The 21,595-nt window shown below is 33.0% G+C and carries 16 protein-coding genes; 1 reads left to right on the forward strand and 15 read right to left on the reverse strand.

The features are described 5' to 3' along the window. Window positions 1-37: 37 nt before the first annotated feature. Complete coding sequence (locus BUA98_RS06280) at window positions 38-2,128, forward strand: alkaline phosphatase family protein (protein ID WP_072970780.1); 2,091 nt, start codon at window positions 38-40, stop codon at window positions 2,126-2,128. Between the two features lie 193 nt (window positions 2,129-2,321). On the opposite strand, the gene BUA98_RS06285 is transcribed toward BUA98_RS06280, so the two are convergent. The 15 genes from BUA98_RS06285 to BUA98_RS06355 all read right to left on the reverse strand — a co-directional run bounded on the left by BUA98_RS06285 (window position 2,322) and on the right by BUA98_RS06355 (window position 21,544). Beyond that, window positions 2,322-3,320: a zinc dependent phospholipase C family protein gene (locus BUA98_RS06285; protein ID WP_072970781.1), complete on the reverse strand. Its 999-nt coding sequence runs from the start codon at window positions 3,318-3,320 to the stop codon at window positions 2,322-2,324. A 151-nt stretch (window positions 3,321-3,471) separates the two neighbouring features. Further along, a complete protein-coding gene (locus BUA98_RS06290; protein ID WP_072970782.1) occupies window positions 3,472-4,449 on the reverse strand; it encodes a YeiH family protein in 978 nt (325 codons plus the stop codon). A 74-nt stretch (window positions 4,450-4,523) separates the two neighbouring features. Beyond that, complete coding sequence (locus tag BUA98_RS06295; protein ID WP_072971760.1) at window positions 4,524-5,420, reverse strand: LysR family transcriptional regulator; 897 nt, start codon at window positions 5,418-5,420, stop codon at window positions 4,524-4,526. A 124-nt stretch (window positions 5,421-5,544) separates the two neighbouring features. Continuing rightward, on the reverse strand, window positions 5,545-7,572 hold the full coding sequence (locus BUA98_RS06300; RefSeq protein WP_072970783.1) for a hypothetical protein: 2,028 nt from the start codon (window positions 7,570-7,572) through the stop codon (window positions 5,545-5,547). Window positions 7,573-7,717: 145 nt separating this feature from the next. Further along, window positions 7,718-8,464: a 3-oxoacyl-[acyl-carrier-protein] reductase gene (gene fabG, locus BUA98_RS06305; RefSeq protein ID WP_072970784.1), complete on the reverse strand. Its 747-nt coding sequence runs from the start codon at window positions 8,462-8,464 to the stop codon at window positions 7,718-7,720. Between the two features lie 478 nt (window positions 8,465-8,942). After that, complete coding sequence (locus tag BUA98_RS06310) at window positions 8,943-10,289, reverse strand: DUF4302 domain-containing protein (protein ID WP_072970785.1); 1,347 nt, start codon at window positions 10,287-10,289, stop codon at window positions 8,943-8,945. 10 nt (window positions 10,290-10,299) lie between these two features. Further along, entirely contained in the window at window positions 10,300-11,160 is an 861-nt protein-coding gene (locus tag BUA98_RS06315; RefSeq protein ID WP_072970786.1) for a substrate import-associated zinc metallohydrolase lipoprotein, read from the reverse strand. A gap of 17 nt (window positions 11,161-11,177) precedes the next feature. Next, entirely contained in the window at window positions 11,178-12,656 is a 1,479-nt protein-coding gene (locus BUA98_RS06320) for a RagB/SusD family nutrient uptake outer membrane protein (RefSeq protein WP_072970787.1), read from the reverse strand. Window positions 12,657-12,667: 11 nt separating this feature from the next. Beyond that, window positions 12,668-16,393, reverse strand: a complete 3,726-nt coding sequence (locus BUA98_RS06325) for a SusC/RagA family TonB-linked outer membrane protein (protein WP_072970788.1) — start codon at window positions 16,391-16,393, stop codon at window positions 12,668-12,670. Window positions 16,394-16,630: 237 nt separating this feature from the next. Beyond that, window positions 16,631-17,743 (reverse strand): FecR family protein, encoded by a 1,113-nt coding sequence (locus tag BUA98_RS06330; RefSeq protein ID WP_072970789.1) that lies wholly within the window; start codon window positions 17,741-17,743, stop codon window positions 16,631-16,633. Between the two features lie 89 nt (window positions 17,744-17,832). Then, on the reverse strand, window positions 17,833-18,444 hold the full coding sequence (locus BUA98_RS06335) for an RNA polymerase sigma factor (protein WP_072970790.1): 612 nt from the start codon (window positions 18,442-18,444) through the stop codon (window positions 17,833-17,835). A 278-nt stretch (window positions 18,445-18,722) separates the two neighbouring features. After that, window positions 18,723-19,151: a hypothetical protein gene (locus BUA98_RS06340; protein ID WP_072970791.1), complete on the reverse strand. Its 429-nt coding sequence runs from the start codon at window positions 19,149-19,151 to the stop codon at window positions 18,723-18,725. A 142-nt stretch (window positions 19,152-19,293) separates the two neighbouring features. Continuing rightward, window positions 19,294-20,166 (reverse strand): succinate--CoA ligase subunit alpha, encoded by an 873-nt coding sequence (gene sucD, locus BUA98_RS06345; RefSeq protein ID WP_007808093.1) that lies wholly within the window; start codon window positions 20,164-20,166, stop codon window positions 19,294-19,296. 84 nt (window positions 20,167-20,250) lie between these two features. Further along, window positions 20,251-20,613: a nuclear transport factor 2 family protein gene (locus BUA98_RS06350; RefSeq protein ID WP_072970792.1), complete on the reverse strand. Its 363-nt coding sequence runs from the start codon at window positions 20,611-20,613 to the stop codon at window positions 20,251-20,253. 1 nt (window position 20,614) lies between these two features. Further along, window positions 20,615-21,544 (reverse strand): UDP-3-O-(3-hydroxymyristoyl)glucosamine N-acyltransferase, encoded by a 930-nt coding sequence (locus BUA98_RS06355; RefSeq protein WP_072970793.1) that lies wholly within the window; start codon window positions 21,542-21,544, stop codon window positions 20,615-20,617. Between the last annotated feature and the right edge of the window lie 51 nt (window positions 21,545-21,595).

Raw genomic sequence — 21,595 nt, forward strand, 5'->3', positions numbered from 1 at the left:
TAATGAACCGGAATTAATTTTGTAAAAAAATAATTTCATGACTTTTTACAAAAAACTTTCTCCTTTATACAATCTTGCACTGTTCTATTTTATAATAAGTTTTCTATTGCGAATTGTTCTCTTTTTTCATCCAATTACACAAAGCTCTTTCACCATTCTTCAGAGTCTGAAAATTTTTAGTTTAGGGCTTATTTCAGATTTTTTCGTATTTATTATAGCTAGTGCTTTTTTGTGGTTTTATTTAATTTTTATTTCAAATTCAAAATACAATAAGCCTTACGGCTATATTATTCTGGGGCTGTTTGTTGCCTTATTTTTATATGTAGCATCCGGAAAAAGTGTTTTTGACGAATATGGCGGTGCATTGCCCGGAATTATTTTAATTTTCGTCGGAATCAAAACAACACTTTTTGCTCTTTTTCTTTTCCTTCCAAAATGGAGAAATAAAATCAGATTTTGGTTGTTTGCTTTTGTTATCTTTTTATACATTTTATTAATTCTTCAAAATGGCTTAAGTGAATATTTCTTTTGGAATGAATTTGGGGTGAAGTATAATTTTATTGCCGTAAATTATTTGATCTATACTAACGAAGTTATTGGAAACATAATACAGTCTTACCCTGTAATTCCTTTGTTTTCAGCTTTATTTGCATTAACCGGAATTTCAACTTATTTTATTTTAAGAAACTCTAAAAACTTCATTCTGGATATTCCGTCCTTTAAAGAAAAAATTAAACTCTCAGGGTTTTATATTGGATTATTTTTGATCTCATTAATTGCTATTCCAACCTTAGCAAAAACAGAAAATTCTAAGAATGTCTTTGTTAATGAATTACAGGCAAATGGATTATATAAATTTTACCTGGCTTTTCAAAATAACAAATTAGATTACTTTAAATTTTACAAAACACTTCCAAACAAAGAAGCGTATGCACTTCTGAAACGACAATTTCCTACTAGTACTGGAAAAAATACTGAAAGAACCATAACTAGTGATTCACTTGAAAATCATAAAAATGTTGTTTTAATTACGATAGAAAGTCTGAGTGCTGAATTCATGAAGTGTTATGGAAACGAACAAAATATCACGCCTTTCTTAGACAGTTTAGCTAAAGAAAGCCTTCAGTTCACCAATTTATACGCTGCAGGAAACAGAACTGTTCGTGGTTTAGAAGCTGTGACTTTGTGTTTGCCTCCAACGGCTGGAGAGAGTGTGGTAAAAAGAGAAGATAACAAAAACAAATTCTCAACTGGAGCACTCTTTAAACAAAGGGGATACGATGTGAGATTCATGTACGGTGGAGATGCTTTTTTTGATAATATGCAGGATTTTTATTCTGGAAACGATTATCAGATTGTAGACAAATCAAGCTTTAATCCTGATGAAATCACATTTTCGAATGTTTGGGGTGTTTGTGATGAAGACATGTATAACAAGGCTATAAAAGTAATGAATACTGAAGCCAAGGAAAACAAACCTTTCTTTAATCATATCATGACGGTTAGCAATCACAGACCTTTTACCTATCCTAATAATAAAATTGATATTCCCGGTGACATAAAATCGCGAGATGGTGGCGTAAAATATACCGATTATGCATTGAGGAAATTCTTTGAGATGGCTAGTAAACAGCCATGGTTTAAAAACACGGTATTCGTCATTGTTGCTGATCATTGTGCTTCGAGTGCCGGAAAAACACAACTTCCGCTGGACAAATACAGAATTCCGGCTTTTATCTACAATCCAACTGGTAAATCAACAAAATGCAATAAATTAATGTCTCAAATAGATTTAATGCCGACACTTTTTGGATTATTACATTTTAATTATCAAAGTAAGTTTTTTGGTCAGGATGTTTTAAAAGCGGATTATAAACCCAGAGCTTTCATTGCTACTTATCAGGATTTAGGCTTGATAAGAGATAATGTCTTGACGATTTTATCCCCAAAACAAACCGCTAGACAATTTAAATTAAAATTGAATCCAAAACCAGGAGTCGCTCCGGAGTACCAAATTCATTATGATGAAATTCCGTTGCAAAAAGAAAGAACTGATCTGACCAATGAAACTATCTCTTTTTATCAGACCGCTTCAGATATGCTGAAGAAGAAGAAATATCAGAAGTAGTATTTTTAAATTCCAATTTGAAAAATTCCAAATTCCAATTTAACCGCAAAGTTCGCAAGGGTTTTACGCAAAAGTTTACTACGATTGACAAAAATAAAGCCTCAAATTCAATAAGAATTTGAGGCTTTATTTTGAGTTAATGTTCCTCATTTCAACTTGAAACCTGAAACAAAAAAAACTTGAAACAAAATTTTTAATCATTTTGATTCTGCATTCCAAAAAGATCTCCCTTTTGATACAATTCCAGATCATCTTTTAAAGCTTGATTATTTCTTTGCGTCACTGCTGATGAATCTAAATCGCTTAAGTCAGGTTTTCCCGCATTTACCCACGCAGTGTACCAAAAACTAGCTGTTGCTGCAATGGCTTTTCTCATTTGGCTTTCGACCATTCCGTTCAATTCTTTATGTAGTTTTTTAGCATAATCTTCAGAGAAAACAGAAGTATTGTACTTGCTTTTCAAAACTTTTCCATCAGTATCCATCTTGAAAACCTGATTTTCAGGTGTTGCAGTTCTTAGTTTTTTATCTATGTCTAATAACGGTTGAGCTAAACTATGTGTATCATTAATCATATCCCAAACTGCCTTATGAACATCTCCATAATATTGTGCCTGTGGAACATTTAATTTATAATTCCTGGCAAACAATTCAGGTAATCTGCTTTCCCAAAGTGAATGAATTCCTTTTTGATCGCTCAATTGTCCATCATGATTTGCAGAAGTATGCAATGGCATATGAGCATCACCAATATAATGTCCTAAATCAGCAGCAAGAAATAAAATCTCTGCTCTGTTTTTATCTTTAAAAGCCTTTGTTAATTTAGCCATCATATCTTCAATGTACCAAGGTAAAATTCCGTTATCATTTAGGAATTTTGCATTGTATTTTTTCTTTGCTTCTTCCATGGTTTGTGGCAGGCTATCAGCAGAGCCAAAGTTTTCCATATCAAAATAATGCCTCGGATTTTCGTCTTTATAATTCAGTGCATATTTACGAATATCCGGAACAGAAGCTTCCTGCGTAATAAAGTCAATATGATTGTAGAAGAATATTTGTACTGGACGAGGTAAAGCCATTACTGCTGCTTTATTAATACGCTCGTGACCAACGATTCCCCATGATAAGGTCAAAAATCCAATTCCTAACGCAAGAAAAGCAATTAGTCCTGGTTTCATTTTAATGTTTTTCATTTTTTAAATTTGTTTGAGGGGGCAAATTTATCTCATTTAAAGGAAATTCAAAAGGAAACCAACTAAGAATGTATTAATTTAATTTTTTTCAGGTTTTTAAAGATATAATTGCAATAAAATCATTTTTGCAATTATTCATAAATTAATTGTATTAACTAAAATACAAAATTGCCACCAAACTTAAAGTTGCAATAAATATCCAAAGAAAAACTCCTTGCAGCAAAGGCTTTACTCCTACTGATTTTAAAGTATTTACATTTAGAGTTGCCCCAATTAAAAACAAAGTTATGGTTAAACCAACTTTAGCAATACTCACAATATATGGAGCAAAAAGCGCCGTTTCTGGCACGTATGTATTAAAAAGCATTGCCAGAATAAACAAACCTATAAAATATGGAACCCTTATTTTTGTTCCGACGCTTCCGGGTTGATTTTTAAAAAGTACTGCTGTTCCAAGCGAAATGGGAATAATCCACAAAGCTCTGGCTAATTTTACCGTTGTTGCGACCTGTAAGGCCTCAGCCCCATATTTGTTGGCAGCACCAACTACCGAACTGGTATCGTGAATTGCAATAGCACACCACAAACCAAAATCTTTCTGAGATAAATTAAGTTGATGCCCAATAAACGGAAAAATAAATAAAGCGATAGAATTCAGAATAAAAATAATACCCAAAGCAATTGAAGTCTGATTTTCACGTGATTTTATTACCGGAGAAATTGCTGCAATAGCACTTCCTCCACAAATTGCTGTTCCGCACGATATTAAATGTGATGTTTTTTTATCCGTTTTAAGCCATTTACCTAAAAGGGTTCCGAAAATCAAAGTGCTAAAAATTGAAAAAACAGTTAATAAAAAGCCCTCTTTTCCAGCTGAAATAGCTGATAGAGCATTCATTCCAAAACCTAAACCTACCACTGAGAATTGTAATAAAAAAGTAATCGCTGTCTGATTGAATGCAGCAAATGGATTCCCGAAAATATTTACAACCAAAACACCCAATAGTAAAGCAATTGGAGGAGAAATAATAGAGAACAAACACAAACCAATTACCAAGGCAAAAACTGCCTGCTGGAAATAAAGATTAACTGCGAATAAATAAGTTTCGGAATGTTGTTTTGTTTTCAAAATAGGCTACTTGATAATTATTATACAAAGGTCTGCTATATAAATTGAAAACACCAATCGTAAAATGCAATTGACTATAACTTTAAATTATAGTAGGATGAAATGTTTTGTATGAACAACTCCGATAACGGATCTGATTTTCCAAGTAAAGTAATAATATAAAAATATCTTTCGATAGCAAGATTCTCTACATCTAACACAATTAACTCATTATTTTTAAGTTCCTTATCTACTGCATGTATTGACATAAAAGCAAAACAATCTGAGTTTAGTAAATATGATTTTATACTTTCAGTACTTCCTAATTGCATTTCGATCTGCAAATCAGTAAATTTTACATTTAATTGTTTTAGAGCATATTCTATAACTTCAAGTGTTCCAGAACCCCTTTCGCGCGTTATGAATTTCATTGCTTTTAGATCTTCCAATGAAATTTCATTCTGTTTAACCAAAGGATTTTTGGTACTACAAACCAAAACCAATTCGTCTTTTAAAAACGGAATGTATTTAATAGACTGATTCTTCGACTGTCCTTCAACAATTCCAATTTCTATTTCTTTATTGATTAAAGCATTTTCTATTTGTTCTGTATTTCCATTTAGCAGATTAACCTTGATATCTTGCTGCTTCTGATGGAATCGTGCCAAAACGGGAGAAATAATATATTGAGAAATGGTAGTACTTGACCCTAATCGCAGCAATCCCTGGCGTTCGTTGATAAATGAACTCATTTCAAAATCGATTTCCCTGTAAATTTCAAAAATGTTTTTGGTATGTTTTAAAAGAATTTCTCCTGCGGGAGTCAAAGCGATTTTTGAACCATTTCGTTCAAAAAGTTTGGTTTTATAGGTTTCCTCGAGTTCCTGAATGTGTTTTGAAACTGCAGGCTGGGAAATGTATAATTCCGTTGCCGCCTTAGTAAAATTTAAGCGGAGTGCAACGGTGTAGAATACTTTTAGCCTGAAATCCATAGTATTTGTTCTTTTTGTTTGCTTCGCCAATTCGGCTAGAGCCTCGTGTCATGTTTAAAATTTCAGGTTAAGCACAAACTACAAAACCTTTGAACCTATGAGCCTTTGCTTCTTTGTACCTCTTTTAAAGCAATCCATTATACTTTCTAACAAACCATTCCGTAGTCAATAAAGCTGCAATTAAAATTAATAACCAAACCCAATCAATTAACGGAGTTTTGGTCGAAATATTTTTCTCGATCGACTTGTATTCTTTATTTTCTAAAAGTGCATTAATTAAATCATCGGCCTGATTTTCGAAAAAAGCTTTTCCGTTGGTTTGTAAGGCCAATTGTTTCAACTTTAAAACATCAGGATTTACAAATTGCTTTTCGATATCGAAATCCAGAATTTCAAAATGGCTTGAATAAGATGTGTTTGAGTTTAATTCTTTTACAGAAAAATTATATTTTCCGGCTGTTAAACCGTCGAGATTCACAGAGAACGAATTATTTCCTTTTAACAAATCGTAATTTTTGCTTTGTTTTGTTTCGGCGTTTGTAACTGTAATAGTAAGTCTTGCCTTTTCATCAAACTCATAATTTTTGTTGAAGTATTGCGCGTTAATTGCAATTGCTTCTCCTGAATTATAAAAGCTTTCATGTGTTACCACTAATGACTTCTTAGAAGTTGATGAAGCCAAGTATTGAATAATTTTGTCTGTAAAAACATCATATTTCTCAAAAGACTGATTATCAATATGACTTTGTAAACGCCACTTCCAACTATTTTCTCCTAATAAAAAAGCTGTTCTTTTTCCCTGATTTTCGGCGAAAGCCAATAAAGGTGCATTTGTAGCAACGTTTCTAATTTTTGAAGAAAGCAAAACAGAGACATTTCCATTTGTTGAAATTGTTCCGAATAAATTCTGTAACGGTGGAAAATTTTCAAAACCAAAATCTTCAATGGCAAACAAATTAAACTGAGATTGAAATTCGGATAAATAATCTTCCCTTTGTCCACTCATTTTAAAAACCAAATTGTTCTGTTGTTGGTTTAAAAAATTAAAATCGGTATTGTTTCCTGTGATGATAAAAGTATTTCTTCCCGCTAATTTGTTATTATCGAATATAGCTTTGAAAGCTGTTGTTGGCTGATACAAAACCAGAACAGTAGCGTCTTGTAATTGATTAATATCATTTGGCTTAACCAAAATCACTTTACGTTGTGCATTAACTTCAATTGAACGTTTTAAAGATGCAATATCTGGGTGATTTATAGCAGAAACAATAGCAATAGTTGATTTCTGATCAATTACTTCAACGGCAAAATTCTTGATGTTATTGTAGCTGTTTTTCTCTTTTGCGTTGGATGAAATGGTTGCCTTAAAAATTTGCAATCCCACTTTATCTGCAGGTAAAAGTAAATTTACGGTAGCTGTTTTTTTAGAAGGAGAAAAAGAAACTTTCTCTTTTGCAACAACTGAATTTCCTTGTGAAATTGTAAAATCTGCCGTTGTAGCTTTGTCTCCGGCATATTGAAGAAAAACTTCAACAGGAAATTTATTTTTATGAAATGCGTATTTATTTACGTTAAGCTGATTGATTTTTAAATCAAAAAAAGTAGTTGTATCTCCTACAACCAAAGGATAAACTTTATTGGCAGGATCAAAACGATATACATAATCGTTTCCTGTAGTCTGATTTCCATCTGTAATTACAACCGTTGGAAAAATCAGATTTTTATTGATGCTTTTTAAATTCTTGGCGACTTCATCAAGATTGGTTTGCTTTCCTTTGAAATCAAATTTATCTGAAGGTTTAAAATCGGCATCAAATTGATAAGACTGAATTTCAAATTTTTCCTGAAGCGCAGGATTTGAAACTATTTTTTGATATAATTCAGCAACTTTTTTATCTGATTTTAAAGCTGTTATCGAACTCGAATTATCAACTGCAATTGCCAGAGGCGTTTTGGTGATTTCAAGTGAATTTTTAGAAACGATCGGATTTATTAATAAAACCAACAATCCAAAAATAGCCAGAAAACGTAAAAAAGCCAAAAACACAATCACATTGGATTTGTTTTTGGCTTTAAAATAATATTGAAAATACGACAAACCACCCGCTATTACTAAAGAAAGCAATAATAATAGAATCGTATTTGTAGTCATATTTATTTAGTATTCAGTATCAGTTTACAGTAATCAGATTTAAAAAGTCATCATATGAGACTATTCGGTTCCAGTTTCATTCGAGAATAAAATAAAAACTGATTACTAAAACCTTAGAATCTTAGCAACTTAGAACCTTAGCTTCTTAGGTAAGCATTCCTCCACAAACATTAAGTACTTGTCCTGTAACATAAGCACTCATATCTGAAGCTAAGAAAAGACATGCATTTGCAACATCTTCAGTAGTTCCTCCACGTTTCAATGGAATTCCGTCTCTCCATCCTTTTACCACATCTTCAGGTAATTTTGCAGTCATCTCCGTTTCAATAAAGCCCGGAGCAATTGCATTACAACGAATATTACGAGAACCTAACTCCAAAGCAACAGATTTTGTAAAACCAATTGCACCTGCTTTAGACGCTGCATAATTTGTTTGACCAGCATTTCCTGAAACTCCAACTACTGAACTAATATTAATAATAGAACCTGCACGTTGTTTTAAGAAAGTCTTTTGAATCGCTTTAGTCATATTAAATACTGACTTTAAGTTCACATCAATAACCTGATCAAAATCAGCCTCTGACATACGCATCAATAAATTATCTTTTGTAATTCCGGCGTTGTTAATTAAGATGTCAACTGTTCCGAAATCAGCCAAAACAGCATCAACAAAAGTTTGCGCTTCATTAAAATCGGCCGCATTCGATTGGTATCCTTTTGCTTTAACTCCTAAAGCATTTAATTCAGCTTCTAATGCCTCTGCAGAAGCAGCAGATGAACTATATGTAAAAGCAACATTTGCTCCATGCTTAGCAAAAACTTCAGCAATTCCTTTTCCAATTCCACGACTAGCGCCCGTTATAATGGCAACTTTTCCTTCTAGTAATTTCATATTCAAAATTAATTTTAATATTTATTTGTAGCTATTCCTGCTATGAATGACTTGCCAAATATATGATAATTCCCTTTTTAAAAAAATAACAATCGCAATAACCTATCAACATTACATTTTACATATTTAAAAACTCGTATCCCTATTTATCTCAAAACTTACTAAAAATGGCAGTCTCAATAAATAAAACCACAAACAATATATGCCCTACATTACTCCCCAAGTCAATAAAAATAAGCTTTTCGCCAGTAAAAATCGATAATGATAAAACTGAACATCTTAAGTACAATTAACTTTTATATAAAAAGAAAACATATGTAAGATATTATTATTTTCTTCGTATTCCTATTTTATTCATCATTGATTTCTATCGCAATTTCGTCGGTAAAATACATATTACTCTTTACTGAAATAAAAAAAGCAGCTCAAAAATTGAGCTGCCCTTCCTCCAAAAATTAAAATCAAAACTAAAAAATTCTTAATTAAGCTTCCATGTCGTCATTCTAAATGGACTTGACGCACTAGTGAAGGTATAAACCGGTTCAGAATAAACTAATCTGAAATTTTCTTTTTTCACATAAATCCCCTCCGGATCCATCAAATATTTATCAAAACTTGCAAGGATTGCGGGTGTTGCCACCGTTGTATTTCCGTTCCATGATTTATGTTTAAGGACCATCTTTTTACCTGCTTCATCTTCTTCAACAGTAACAAAATGCTGTAATGGTGCTCTTCTCACAAAACTGTAATAAATAAAGGTTCCAATCCTGCTATTACTATAGATTTCAATCGTTGAAATACTTTGCCCCTCTGGTAAGGCTGCATTAATTTTTTCTATTTCTGCATAAAATAATGGGGAATTAGTAGGTGCTTCTACAGTGTAATCATCTATAAAGAATCCAAACCAGCCTAATGGTTGCCCGGGAAGTAATAATTTATAATCATCAGTAAGAGCCAAAGGCTTGTCTGTGTATTTTATAACAGCACTGACACCATTTGTACCAGTTGCTGTAAAGCTCCCATCCGTATCACTATAAGTAAAATTGGTTAATTTTTGTCCGCCAACTTCAACGGCAGGACTTACTACAATTCCGGTTGGAGTATATCCAACTCCCATATTATAACTTACAGAATACCCCGTTTCAATAGAATTTGATTCAGCAAAACGAGTTGCCGCCGTAAATGAGAAATCAAATTTATGGATAGCTGTACCATCATTAGTTTCAAGCAGTCTAAAAAGTGGTCTGTCTTCTCCACCTATAACATTTTGCTCCATTATAAGATTTTCTGACAGATCTGTCCAATCTTCGGCTGTTGCTTTTACAAAACGTAATTCTCGATTGTTTCTATTTGTTTTAAAAACAATATCTCCATTTTCTTGTCCATAATACAAAAACTGAAAATCTCCCAAATATCCTTCTGCTTCGAGCGAAGGAATTGGATAACTATTGGAGTCTGATAAAAGGTGAATTCTGTTTTTAGTGGTAAAAACGACACTAACAGTACTACCTAACTGAATTTCGTATTCACTTTTATAAGTCTTAGTATCACTATCAAAATCTGAAGCCATTTGAACAGTTCCGTCTTTGGCAAACTTAAATAAATGCGTATATCCGCCTAAAACCGTGTTATCTGTAAAATAAACGGCTTTCCATCCAAATTCTGAAGAAAGCAATAAGTCATTTAATTCTCCTTTTTGAGCATTTAAACGCTCTGTCGGCGTTTGGTCAAACTTTTGTTCAGCATCTGTATTATCATTACAGCTGCTCAAATGCAGAACTAAAAGTGCTGCAAATAAATACTTATATAGGTGTTTTATTTTCATAATAGTTCTTTTAATTATTTATTACAGCTGTTGTGTTTTTTTCGGCCTCATCTCTTAAAGCATAGAAATCCATATTGAAAGCTTCCTTGAAATACTTTACCACGATGGCTTCTTTTGCTTTTAACGCAGCAAGAGCTGTCGGACTTTGAATACCCGCTAAAAACGCAGCATATTCCGCTTTAGAATAGATTAGGATCATCGAAGCGGTTTCTGCAAAATCTTCATTGATATTTGACCTTGCATAACTCGTGATAAATCCAAGTTCATTTGATTCCGGTATTGCATAATTATACCAATCTGCCGTATAACCTCCTGGCGTCAGGAGTTTCCATGCTTTTTCATCAAATGGTTTATTCTGATTTAAAATATGAATGTACTCGTGCTGAATTGTATGTATAAACTCAGACACATTTGCACGATTTGATTGATCGATATAATCAGTTTCAAACAAGGTAACTCGCTGTCCGCCTTCGGCCAAACCTAAAGTTCTGGTACCTACACTATTTAAATTTACCCCTCCTACCAAAACAATCTCTCTTGGTGCTATTTTTTTCACGAAATCCGGACCTCCAATTGTTGCATAACTTTTAAGCCATATTGTCTGTACAATTTCGAGTGCAGGCTTTACTTTATTAATTGTTGGAGGAAATAAATAACGACTATTATCAACGGTATTTTGATTCCATTTATACTGAACATTAATATTATATGGATTTAAATAATTAGTTGTTATCCAATTATCCAAGCTTGTTTTTACCGGCTGTGTATAATTTAATTGACTTTCTTTCAGTTGATCATCTCCAGCACATGAAATTAGAGCCATCGAAACTATTGCTAAAACCGCAATTTTATTATATTTTAATAATTTCATAATTTTAAATTTTAAGATTATCTAGGATTTAATTCTACTCCTGTATTCGATGCATGAAGTGGAATTTGCAACGCTCTACGATTATCATCCTTTACTAATATATTAACAGGTTTGTTTGACGTTTCATGTTTAACCACAATGTTAAAACGCTTTATATCAAACCATCTCAATCCTTCATGTATAAAATCTCTTCTTCTTGTTTCTGCAATTGCTTTTACATAAGAGGTTTGTACAGGTGTCATTGTATAAAATGGTGTGTATTCGTCTGGAACAACTGGGAATTTCGCTACTACTCTTGCCTCAGTCAACTTATCTGTTGTACTGTCGTATGTTGGTGTTCTGGTTGCTAAAAAGTACTCTAATTCCTCATTTACCAGATCTATTTGACCTTTCATAACGTGAGCTTCTATTCTGTTTAAGAAAAACTCATCGTTACTAAGCAAAACTTCGGCAACATAGGGATCTCCAATTCCAGCAGTTACATTTGAATATTTAAAATACTCATAAAACTTTGGAAGAAATAAGGTAATACTACCATTTGACGAATAAAAGTTATAATAATAAGCTTTTCCAAAAAGGTTTGTAGTTCCTCCAAAAATTTCCGGGCGACCTATACCTGAGAGATTAAAACGGTTTAAAGAATACACTCTGCTCACAATTGAATTTGCAGAAACAATCAACAAATTTGTTTCAACATTGCTGCTTCCATATTTTAATTGCTGATCTTCTACACCTATAGATTCATAAGTAGAAAAATCCCTTAGTTTACCTTCTGGTCTTGCCCCTAAATCATCTGACAATTCAATAACTCTGTCCCAGTCTCCTTTTACTAAATAGAATCTACTCGCAAAAGCTTTTGATGCATTTACATTAAAATGAAATCTTGGCTCTTTGTAATCATTTGTAACATATTTTAAACCTTCTTCGATGTCTTTTTCAATAAAATCAAAAACTTCGGCAACAGTATTTCTTTTGTATTTAGTCAATAATTCCGTTTCTGGTTTTGTCACATACGGAATCCCTAAATCTGATGCAGCAGTATCTGGATTGTAACGCTTAGACCAAAGTGAAACCAACATAAAATGAGAATAAGCCCTTGCGATCAGTGCTTCTCCTTTTTGCGGATTAAGACTTGTTGGATTTCCTAATTCTTCGATGGCCTGCAAAGCTTTGTTGGCATGGGCGATTGCTTTATAGCATGCATCCCAATAGTAAGCCTGTGTATCAATATTTGTCGTTTCTGTCTGAATCAGCCAGTTATAATTCTGCTCGTTATTTGCCAATGTTTCAGGCATTCCACTATCAAAAACGTTATCAGACATTGTTTCGGCAATTTCAAAATAACTCATTTGAGGATAAGCTTCCACTAATAATTCTGATATTTTTGCAGGCGTATCAATTTCAGTTCTGTTATCTGGTTTTTCAGATAGGAAATCATCACAGCTTGAAATACATATAAGTATTAAAAGGGATAATGTTATTTTTAAGTTTTTCATGATTTTGACTATTATAATGAAAGGTTTAAAGTAAATGTGTATTGAGATGTTACTGGTAAAGCAACTCCTCCAGAATTACGAAACTCAGGATCCTGACCATTTAATCTTTTATCAGAATAAAGTAACCATGGATTAACCGCAGATCCTTTTAAAGTAAACGTACTTACTCCAATTTTTCTCTTGAAATCACTAGGAAATTCCCAACTCAATGATATATTTTTTAATCGGACAAAATCACCATCTGCAATACGTACATCTGAATAATTGTATGTATTGTATGCTTTTGCAAGGTTACGTGCCCCATCATAATTAGCATTCAGACGTTTGTCAGCGATAACTGGAACATTTGTAAAATTTTCATCTCCAGGATTGATCCAGCGGTTTGTAAAATCTTTAGTAAATACAGTTAAATCATCATAAGTACTATCGTAAATTGGATTCAAGCGAACTTTGTTTCCTCCTGACCCAACAAAAAACACATATAAGGACCAGTTTTTGTAGGTAAATGTATTAGCTAAACCAATCGATTTATTAGGTTCTATTGATCCTTCATATTTTAAATATTTTGTAACATTTAAATTGTCCTGAAAATTGGCTTCTGTAATATTATTTTCAGCTCCATCCTGCAAAATAAAGGTCGGAAGGCCTTGGTTGTTTAGACCTGTAAATTGGTATGAATACAATGAATTTCTCGGGTGTCCAACTGTATTTCCTCCATTCGCATCAATTAAATCAAATGCCGTTGGTGTATTTTCCAGTCTTGTAATTTCTTGGTTATAAACTGAAAAATTAAGTGTTGTAGACCATTTAAAATCTTTATTATCAAAGTTTTTAGTTGTAAATGCAACCTCTAAACCTTTAGTTTCCATATCAGCATTATTTCCTTGTCTTATTCTTTGTCCGCCAATTCCGGAAGTAATTACATAATCCACTAAGTCAAATGCTTTACGGCTATAAACATCAGTAGTAAACTGAACTCTGTTATTAAACATTCCAAGATCAACACCGATGTTAGTTTCGAATTGTTTTTCCCAAGTTAAATTTGAATTTTGTAATTCATCGATTCTAATTCCTGTTTCTCTGTCATCAAGATTAAAACGATCCGTTACAGCACTTTTGTAGATTGCCAAAGAATTTGTTGCAGGCCCCGCTGTAGCAGTTAAACCATACGAAGCTCTTAATGCTAAAGTGTTTACTGATTCAACATTTTTCATGAATTTTTCTTCAGCAACATTCCATTTTCCACTAAAAGTATACGTTGGAAGCCATCTTGATGAATCACTATTTCCTTGTCTGTTTGATCCGTCATAACGCCCTGTAACAGATGCCGTATAACGACGATCGTAAGTGTAACCTACTTTCCCAAAGAAACCAACTGTTCTTTCTTTTTCTTCATTGAAACCATAATATGAATCTCCTCCATTGATTATTTTTTCAATTATTCTTGGGTCTGTAAATGCTGTTAATCCTCTGTCGTATTGTAAACCTGCCGCGGTAAAATTATCGCTAGATCGGTCTACCACTCTCATCTCAGTTCCAAACAAACCTTCTACTTCATGTTTATCACTGAATGTATTTCTGTAATTAACACTATTCCTTAAGTTATAAGATGTCATGTCGTTAGTGAATTTCCTCAAGAAACCACCATTTGGTAAAACAGAAACTTTTGGAGCATTTAAATCGTTAGGATCCTGATATAAAAAGATATTATCATTTCTAACAAGAGTATTCACTCCATCTTCACCATCTGGTGTTCCGGCTTTGTAAGCTCCAACAACGTTTGAACCTTCTAATATTTTATGCTCACGGCTTGTATTTGCGTAACGCGCTGAACCTGTTAAATTATAAGTTAAGTGTGGTGATATTTTGTAATCTAAATCCAATTGAAAACGGATATCTTTTACCTCAATTTCCATATAATTGTTGGCCAATTCGTTTACAATATTCATTTTTGCCCAGTTATTTCTGTAGTATTCCAGATTACCATTTTCGTCATAAGGACGTAAGGTTCTGCTCGTATTTAATACATAGTTGAATGGGTTGATATCAAAATCACGTGTTACTTTACCAAAAACGACATCTTTCTCACTTTCATAACTTCCCGGCGCACCCTGATCGCGAATAGAAGCTAATGTAGATAAGGTAATATTCAATTTATCGTTTACATAAAATGTCCCTTTGATGTTACTTGAAATTTGTTTTACATCATCTGCAATCGTCCATCCCGGATCTGTATAGTAGCCTAATGAGGCATAAAATGTGTTGTTTTTTCCTCCACCAGAGAAACTTAAAGAGTGGTTTTGTGTAATGGATGGTCTAAATAAAACATCGAACCAATCTGTATTAGCCATTTCATATTTTCTTAGAAAATTATTACGGCTAACAGGGTCATTATTCACTAAATAATTTCCTGTCGTAGGGTTATATGTGTTTATTGCTCTTCCTAAAATGTTATATGCTCCACCATATCTCCCATTTACTGTTGAAGGCAAATCAAGATAACCTTTGGCTTCCATCTCCTTAAAAATACTCATAGACTCCTGAGAATTTAAAATATCATATTGGCTGTAGTTTGGAACTGTTCGAACCGTTTGTTCTAAACCATATGATATTTTTAAAGGCGAATCTCTACGACCTTGCTTTGTTGTTACAACTACAACTCCGTTTAATGATCTTGAACCATAAATTGAGGTTGCAGATGCATCTTTAAGAATTTCAATACTTTGAATATCATTTGCATTTAAACCCGCTACTGATGAACTCAATAGTGTTTCTGAATTTCCAGAGGCTAAATCTGCGAATGACATATTAATAATATCTTCCTGAACTACACCATCAATTACCCATAAAGGCTTTGTGTCTCCAAAAATAGAAGAAGATCCACGAACCGTGATTTTAGGTGCCGTACCAAAAGTTCCTGTTACGTTTTGTACTGTAACCCCAGCTGCTTTACCTTCAATCATTCGGCTAACATCAACAACCCCATCAACTTTCAATTCAGTTCCTGAGATTTTACTTATTGCTCCTGTAAAAGTTCTTTTTGAAGTTTTCTCATAACCTGTAGTCACAACAACTTCCTTCAAATTTTGACCAAGTTCAGTTAAAACGATTGTTGGATTTGTATTTGAAATTCCAACTTCTTTAGTTTCCATTCCAACATAAGAAATGACGATTACAGTACTATTGGCTGGCATTTCAATAGAAAAGTTTCCATCAAAATCAGTCAAAACTGCAATTTTGGTTCCTTTAGCCATAACTGTTGCCCCAGGTAAAGGACTTCCGGTTGCATCGGTAACTTTTCCTTTAATCGTCGGTCCAGCAAATATTTCAAATAGTGAATCATGATTAGTTGCATTTGAAAGTGGATCTGAAATCGCATTTTTTTGCAAAATAATCTGATTACTAACTTCTGAGTAAGTAATATTAAATGGTACTAAAATTCGGTTAAGAATACTAGACAAAGTTTCTTCATTTGCCTGAATACTAACCTTTTGATTTAATTGCGGCAATCTTGAATTATAAGAAAATTTTACATGTGCGGATTTTTCTATTTTAGATAATGCATTGTCTAAAGTTAAATTTGCAACTGTAATTGTGACTTTTGTATCTAGTTTTCTTTGCCCATTTACACTGTTTGCCATTGTAACACTTGAAAACACAAGTGCTAAGACAAACTGAAATAGCGTTATTTTCATGATTCGATGGAGTAATCGTTGTTTAACAACTGGTTTTTTCATAATTTTGGTTTGTTTTGATTAATACTGTTCGCGTGTATTTTAAGAAACGTACTGAATTGCTCTTTACAGAGAGGAATTCAATTTTATAAGTGTCGATAATGTTACAGCATTTCGGCACTTTTTTTATGCATACTGTTTTTACATAGGCATTAAATATTAGTTTGGTTTTGGTTGATTTTTAATTCTTTATTTTGGCTTTATTAGCATTTCATTGTAGTTACAGCTACATGGATTATGCTAGTTACAACCTTCTGATGTTATGGTTATTTGGTTACCATTCATTTCGAAATTGGTATTAGTACCAATACTTTTACAGATAATTTTTAATTTTTCTGTTAATGGCTGATCACTTAGCGAAGTGGTAAGATGACAATCTTTTAATTTACTCTTCGGATAATCAATGTCAACTAAATATGCCTGCTCGATTGTCTCGAAAATTTGGGAAACAGGTATATCGGTAAATTCAAAACTTAATTGCTCAATATTACCAACACTACGAACTAACTCCTCGTCTTCAGTAATATTTGTTATTTTATTGAATTTTAAATCACTACGTAAAAATCGAAGCGCCTGATTAGGAAGTAATACTACTTCCTCCTGGTCTGATTTTCCTACCAGATCATTTGATCTAACCTTCACTTTACCGGTGCGAACAAGAACTTCAACATCAGGCTGATCAGAATAAGCTTTTACTCGAAAACTAGTTCCAACTACCTTCGTAACGATCTCGTTTGCATAAACATAAAAAGGCTTTGTTGGATTTTTACTAATTTCAAAGAAACCTTCCCCGGATAAATAAACCTTTCTTTCGTTTCCGGTAAAGATTTTAGGGTAACTTAATTTACTATTGGGTTGTAACAAAACGGAACTACCATCAGATAATGTAATAATTTGAGATTTACTTGAATTATTAGTCTGTTCAACTAAACCTTCACTATTTTCATCAATCAATTCTTTATAAGTAACAATATTATCTTTGCTGAAATGACTTTTATAAAACCACACTGACATTAAACAAAAGAATATACTTGCAGCAATTCCACTAAGAAGATATTTCCTATAGAAATTATCTCGTGAATTTTCAATAAAATTGATTTGATTTTCTTTTTCTTCAATTTTCAGCCAGGTCGTTTGTAATGCCTTCTGAATATCAGAAGTAGATAAATTTGATTCTGGTACTTTCATTGCCAATAACAAGTGTCTGGCATCTTCAACCAACTTTGCCCGGCTACGACTTTCTAATGTCCATTCTTCCCATCCATCTTCGTCAATTTTTGACAAAATCCATGACTGGAATGATTCATCAGACAAAAAATCTTCTATTTCGGTATATGTATTACGTTTTTGCATCTAAAAATGAGGTTACAAAAACATAGAGGACGCAACTCTTATTACATACTCACCAAATTGTGATTTTTTTTCTTTTTTTTGAAATAAAATTAAAAACTGCTTGAAGATAGTAGCAGAAATAAAGAGAAAGCCCCCTTCCATTCCTTGCGAAGACTAAGTAAACCACGGTGTAACAAGTTACTAGCAGATTGATAATTAACATCCAGCATTTCCGCAATTTGTTCAACAGTTAAACCTTGATTATATCTAAGATATAGGGCTTCTTTTTGGCGAGAAGGCAATTCGTTTAATAATTTATTTAAATGAATGACTTTTTCTTTCGTTGCATAATCATCATCAATAAGTTCGTGTTCAACAGAAAACTCTAATAAAAAGGCAATAGAATCTGTACTTGTTGTTTTACGAAAAATATGATCCCTCTCAAACAAACGAGCAATCCTCTTTCTTACACTGGATAACAAATAAGCTTTTACCACAACAGAACCTTGTAATGAAGCACGGTACACCCAAATATCTGTAAATACGTCCTGAACACAGTCCTGAACTTTTTCTTCATAAGGAGAAAGTGAATTACCATAACGCACCAAATCTGCATAATATCTTTCAAACAACATAGAAAATGATTTTTCATCACCTTCTTTAAGATTATTCCAAAGTGTAATATCGTCAAAACTAGTGAATGGTAAGACAGTGGTTTTCATGGTTAAATTGGGCTGGTATTCTTAAAAAAAATCAGTTAATGAGATGAATATATTTTTTTAACATTATCCTTTCATTTTGTGTGATAAATATAGAAAAGCAAATATTTAAATCCCAATTTTTTCACATAAAAGAAACACTTTCTTAATGTTAAAAAAATGACATGCTAACTGATTAAGCCTACACCAAACCAATTTAAAGATTATTTTTTTAACCTAAAAACAAAAAAAGCCTTGCTAATCTAACAAGGCTTTACTAAATTATATTTGAGAATTAACTTTTAGAAAGCTACATTCCATCTTGGTAATTTCGCATTTTCATCTAAGAAATTTTGCAAAACCTGACCTTCAACTGCAGTTGGAATTGCTTTTACATCTGCATTAAACGTCTCATACCATACAACCTCTAAAGTATCAATACCTTCCAATTTCATTTGTGCTGGCCATGAATATTTTCTTCCCGTTTTAGCAAATTGATGACCGTTTACAATTTTATCATATAAGCCACCGTTTTTGCTTTTTAAAGTACCGTCATTTTGAACAGTTCCTGTAGAACCAACCATTATCAATTCTTTTGCATCACCTTCAATAGCGTAAACAACAAAAATCCCTGCACTTCCTTCAGGAGCGTTACAAACTTGTTCTAAACTATCTTCGATTGTAAAAGTAAAACTGTTGCTTACTTTAAATTTTTTTAATTCTTTACTCATCTTTCTTATTTTTAAGCTCCTAAGATTCTAAGAATCTGAGTTACTAAGTTTAATTATATTTCCAATTATTTTAAAAATATAAAAAAGTCTCAACACAATATTGAGACTTTTTTTTGGAATTTTTTATTTTGAATACTGGCGATTATCCAAGTACTTCTTTTACTTTTTTACCAATTTCAGCTGGTGAATCAACAACGTGAATTCCGTTGTCTCTCATAATTTGTTTTTTAGCAGCAGCTGTATCGTCAGAACCACCAACAATAGCACCTGCGTGACCCATTGTTCTACCAGCAGGAGCAGTTTCTCCAGCAATAAAACCAACAACTGGTTTACGGTTACCATCAGCTCTAACCCATTTAGCAGCATCAGCTTCTAATTGACCTCCAATTTCACCAATCATGATGATAATTTCAGTTTCTGGATCATTCATTAATAATTCTACTGCTTCTTTAGTAGTAGTTCCAATAATTGGATCTCCACCAATTCCAATAGCTGTAGTAATTCCTAAACCTTGTTTTACAACCTGATCAGCAGCTTCGTAAGTCAAAGTTCCTGATTTAGAAACGATACCAACTGTTCCCTTTTTGAAAACGAAACCTGGCATAATACCAACTTTAGCTTCTCCCGGAGTAATAACACCTGGACAGTTTGGTCCAATTAATCTAGAATTTCTTTCTTTAACATAATTATTTGCTTTAATCATATCTGCTACAGGAATTCCTTCTGTAATAGCAATAATTACTTTAATTCCAGCATCAGCAGCTTCCATAATTGCATCAGCAGCAAAAGCTGGTGGTACAAAAATGATAGATGTATCAGCTCCAGCTTGATCAACAGCATCTTTTACTGTGTTAAAAACCGGACGATCTAAATGGCTAGTTCCTCCTTTACCCGGAGTTACACCACCAACAACATTAGTACCGTACTCAATCATTTGAGAAGCGTGGAAAGTTCCTTCGCTTCCTGTAAATCCTTGAACAATTATTTTGGAATCTTTATTAACTAAAACACTCATGATATATATTTTATGTAGTTTTTAAAATTGTGATGCAAAAGTAAGGTTTTGTAATGTATTTTAATCTTTTTGTCTTCAAAAAAATTAAGAAAATTGACTCATTTGATAACCACGATACAATTTATCATCCTTAATTTGCCAAATTGTAGAAAAATGGGCTAATAACATCTCTTCTCTTGGGTTTTCAATCGTTTTCACAAAATGAGAATAACGTATTGAAACCAAGTCATCTTCGGCAATAATATGACTAATTCTGACCTTAGAACGCACGTAAGCTCGACTAAGTTCGTTGGCCATACTAATCATAGAATCATAATTCATCTGAATCAATCCTTTACTGCTATTCCACTCCACAACAATATCCGGATGTAGATAAGTTTTCATGATTTCACTATCAATTAAGGCATCCGACTTATAAAATTTTTGAACAAATTCTTTTATAGACATATTACTTCAATTTATTTAGAATTTCAGGAATCTTTTTGATATTGGCTAATTGTTTTAACTTTTCTCTTGATTCTTCGATTGGTGTACCAAAATAGGATTTTCCACCTTCAACCGATTTAGTAACTCCGGTTTGCCCCATAATAACAGCCTTCGCTCCTATCGTGATACCGCTGGTTGTCCCAACCTGTCCCCAAAGCGTAACTTCATCTTCAATAATAACACAACCTGCAATACCGGTTTGTGAAGCTATTAAGCATTTTTTACCGATAACAGTATCATGTCCAACATGAACCTGATTGTCAATTTTTGTTCCTTCACCAATTGTTGTATCTCCCGTAACACCTTTGTCAATCGTACAAAGCGCACCAATACCAACATTATCTTCAATAACAACCCGTCCTCCTGAAATTAATTGGTCAAAACCGTCTGGGCGCTTTTTATAATAAAAAGCATCCGCTCCTAAAATTGTTCCTGCATGAATGATAACATTATCTCCAATTACAGTATGATCGTAAATTGAAACATTTGAATGAATGAGGCAGTTTTTACCAATTTTGACATGATTACCAATAAAGCTATTAGGCTGAATTAATGTCCCTGCTCCAATTTCTGCAGAAGCTGAAATAGCCACATTTGCAAATTGAAAAGGTTTGAAGTGTTTGGTTAGCGTATTGAAATCTCTGAAAGGATCATCAGAAATTAAAAGGGCTTTACCTTCCGGGCAATCTACTTTTTTATTAATTAAAACAATAGTGGCTGCCGATTGTAAAGCTTTGTCATAATATTTAGGATGGTCAACAAAAACGATATCTCCAGGCTCAACAACATGTATTTCGTTCATGCCTAAAACTGGGAAGTTTTGGTCACCGATAAATTCGCAATTAAGCAAATTTGCAATTTCTTGTAAAGAATGACTCTTTGGAAATTTCATATATTTTAATTAGAAAATTTGTCAATTAGAGAATGTGTCAATTAGAAAATG

It is taken from the genome of Flavobacterium saccharophilum, assembly GCF_900142735.1.
GTDB classification, from domain to species: Bacteria; Bacteroidota; Bacteroidia; order Flavobacteriales; family Flavobacteriaceae; genus Flavobacterium; species Flavobacterium saccharophilum.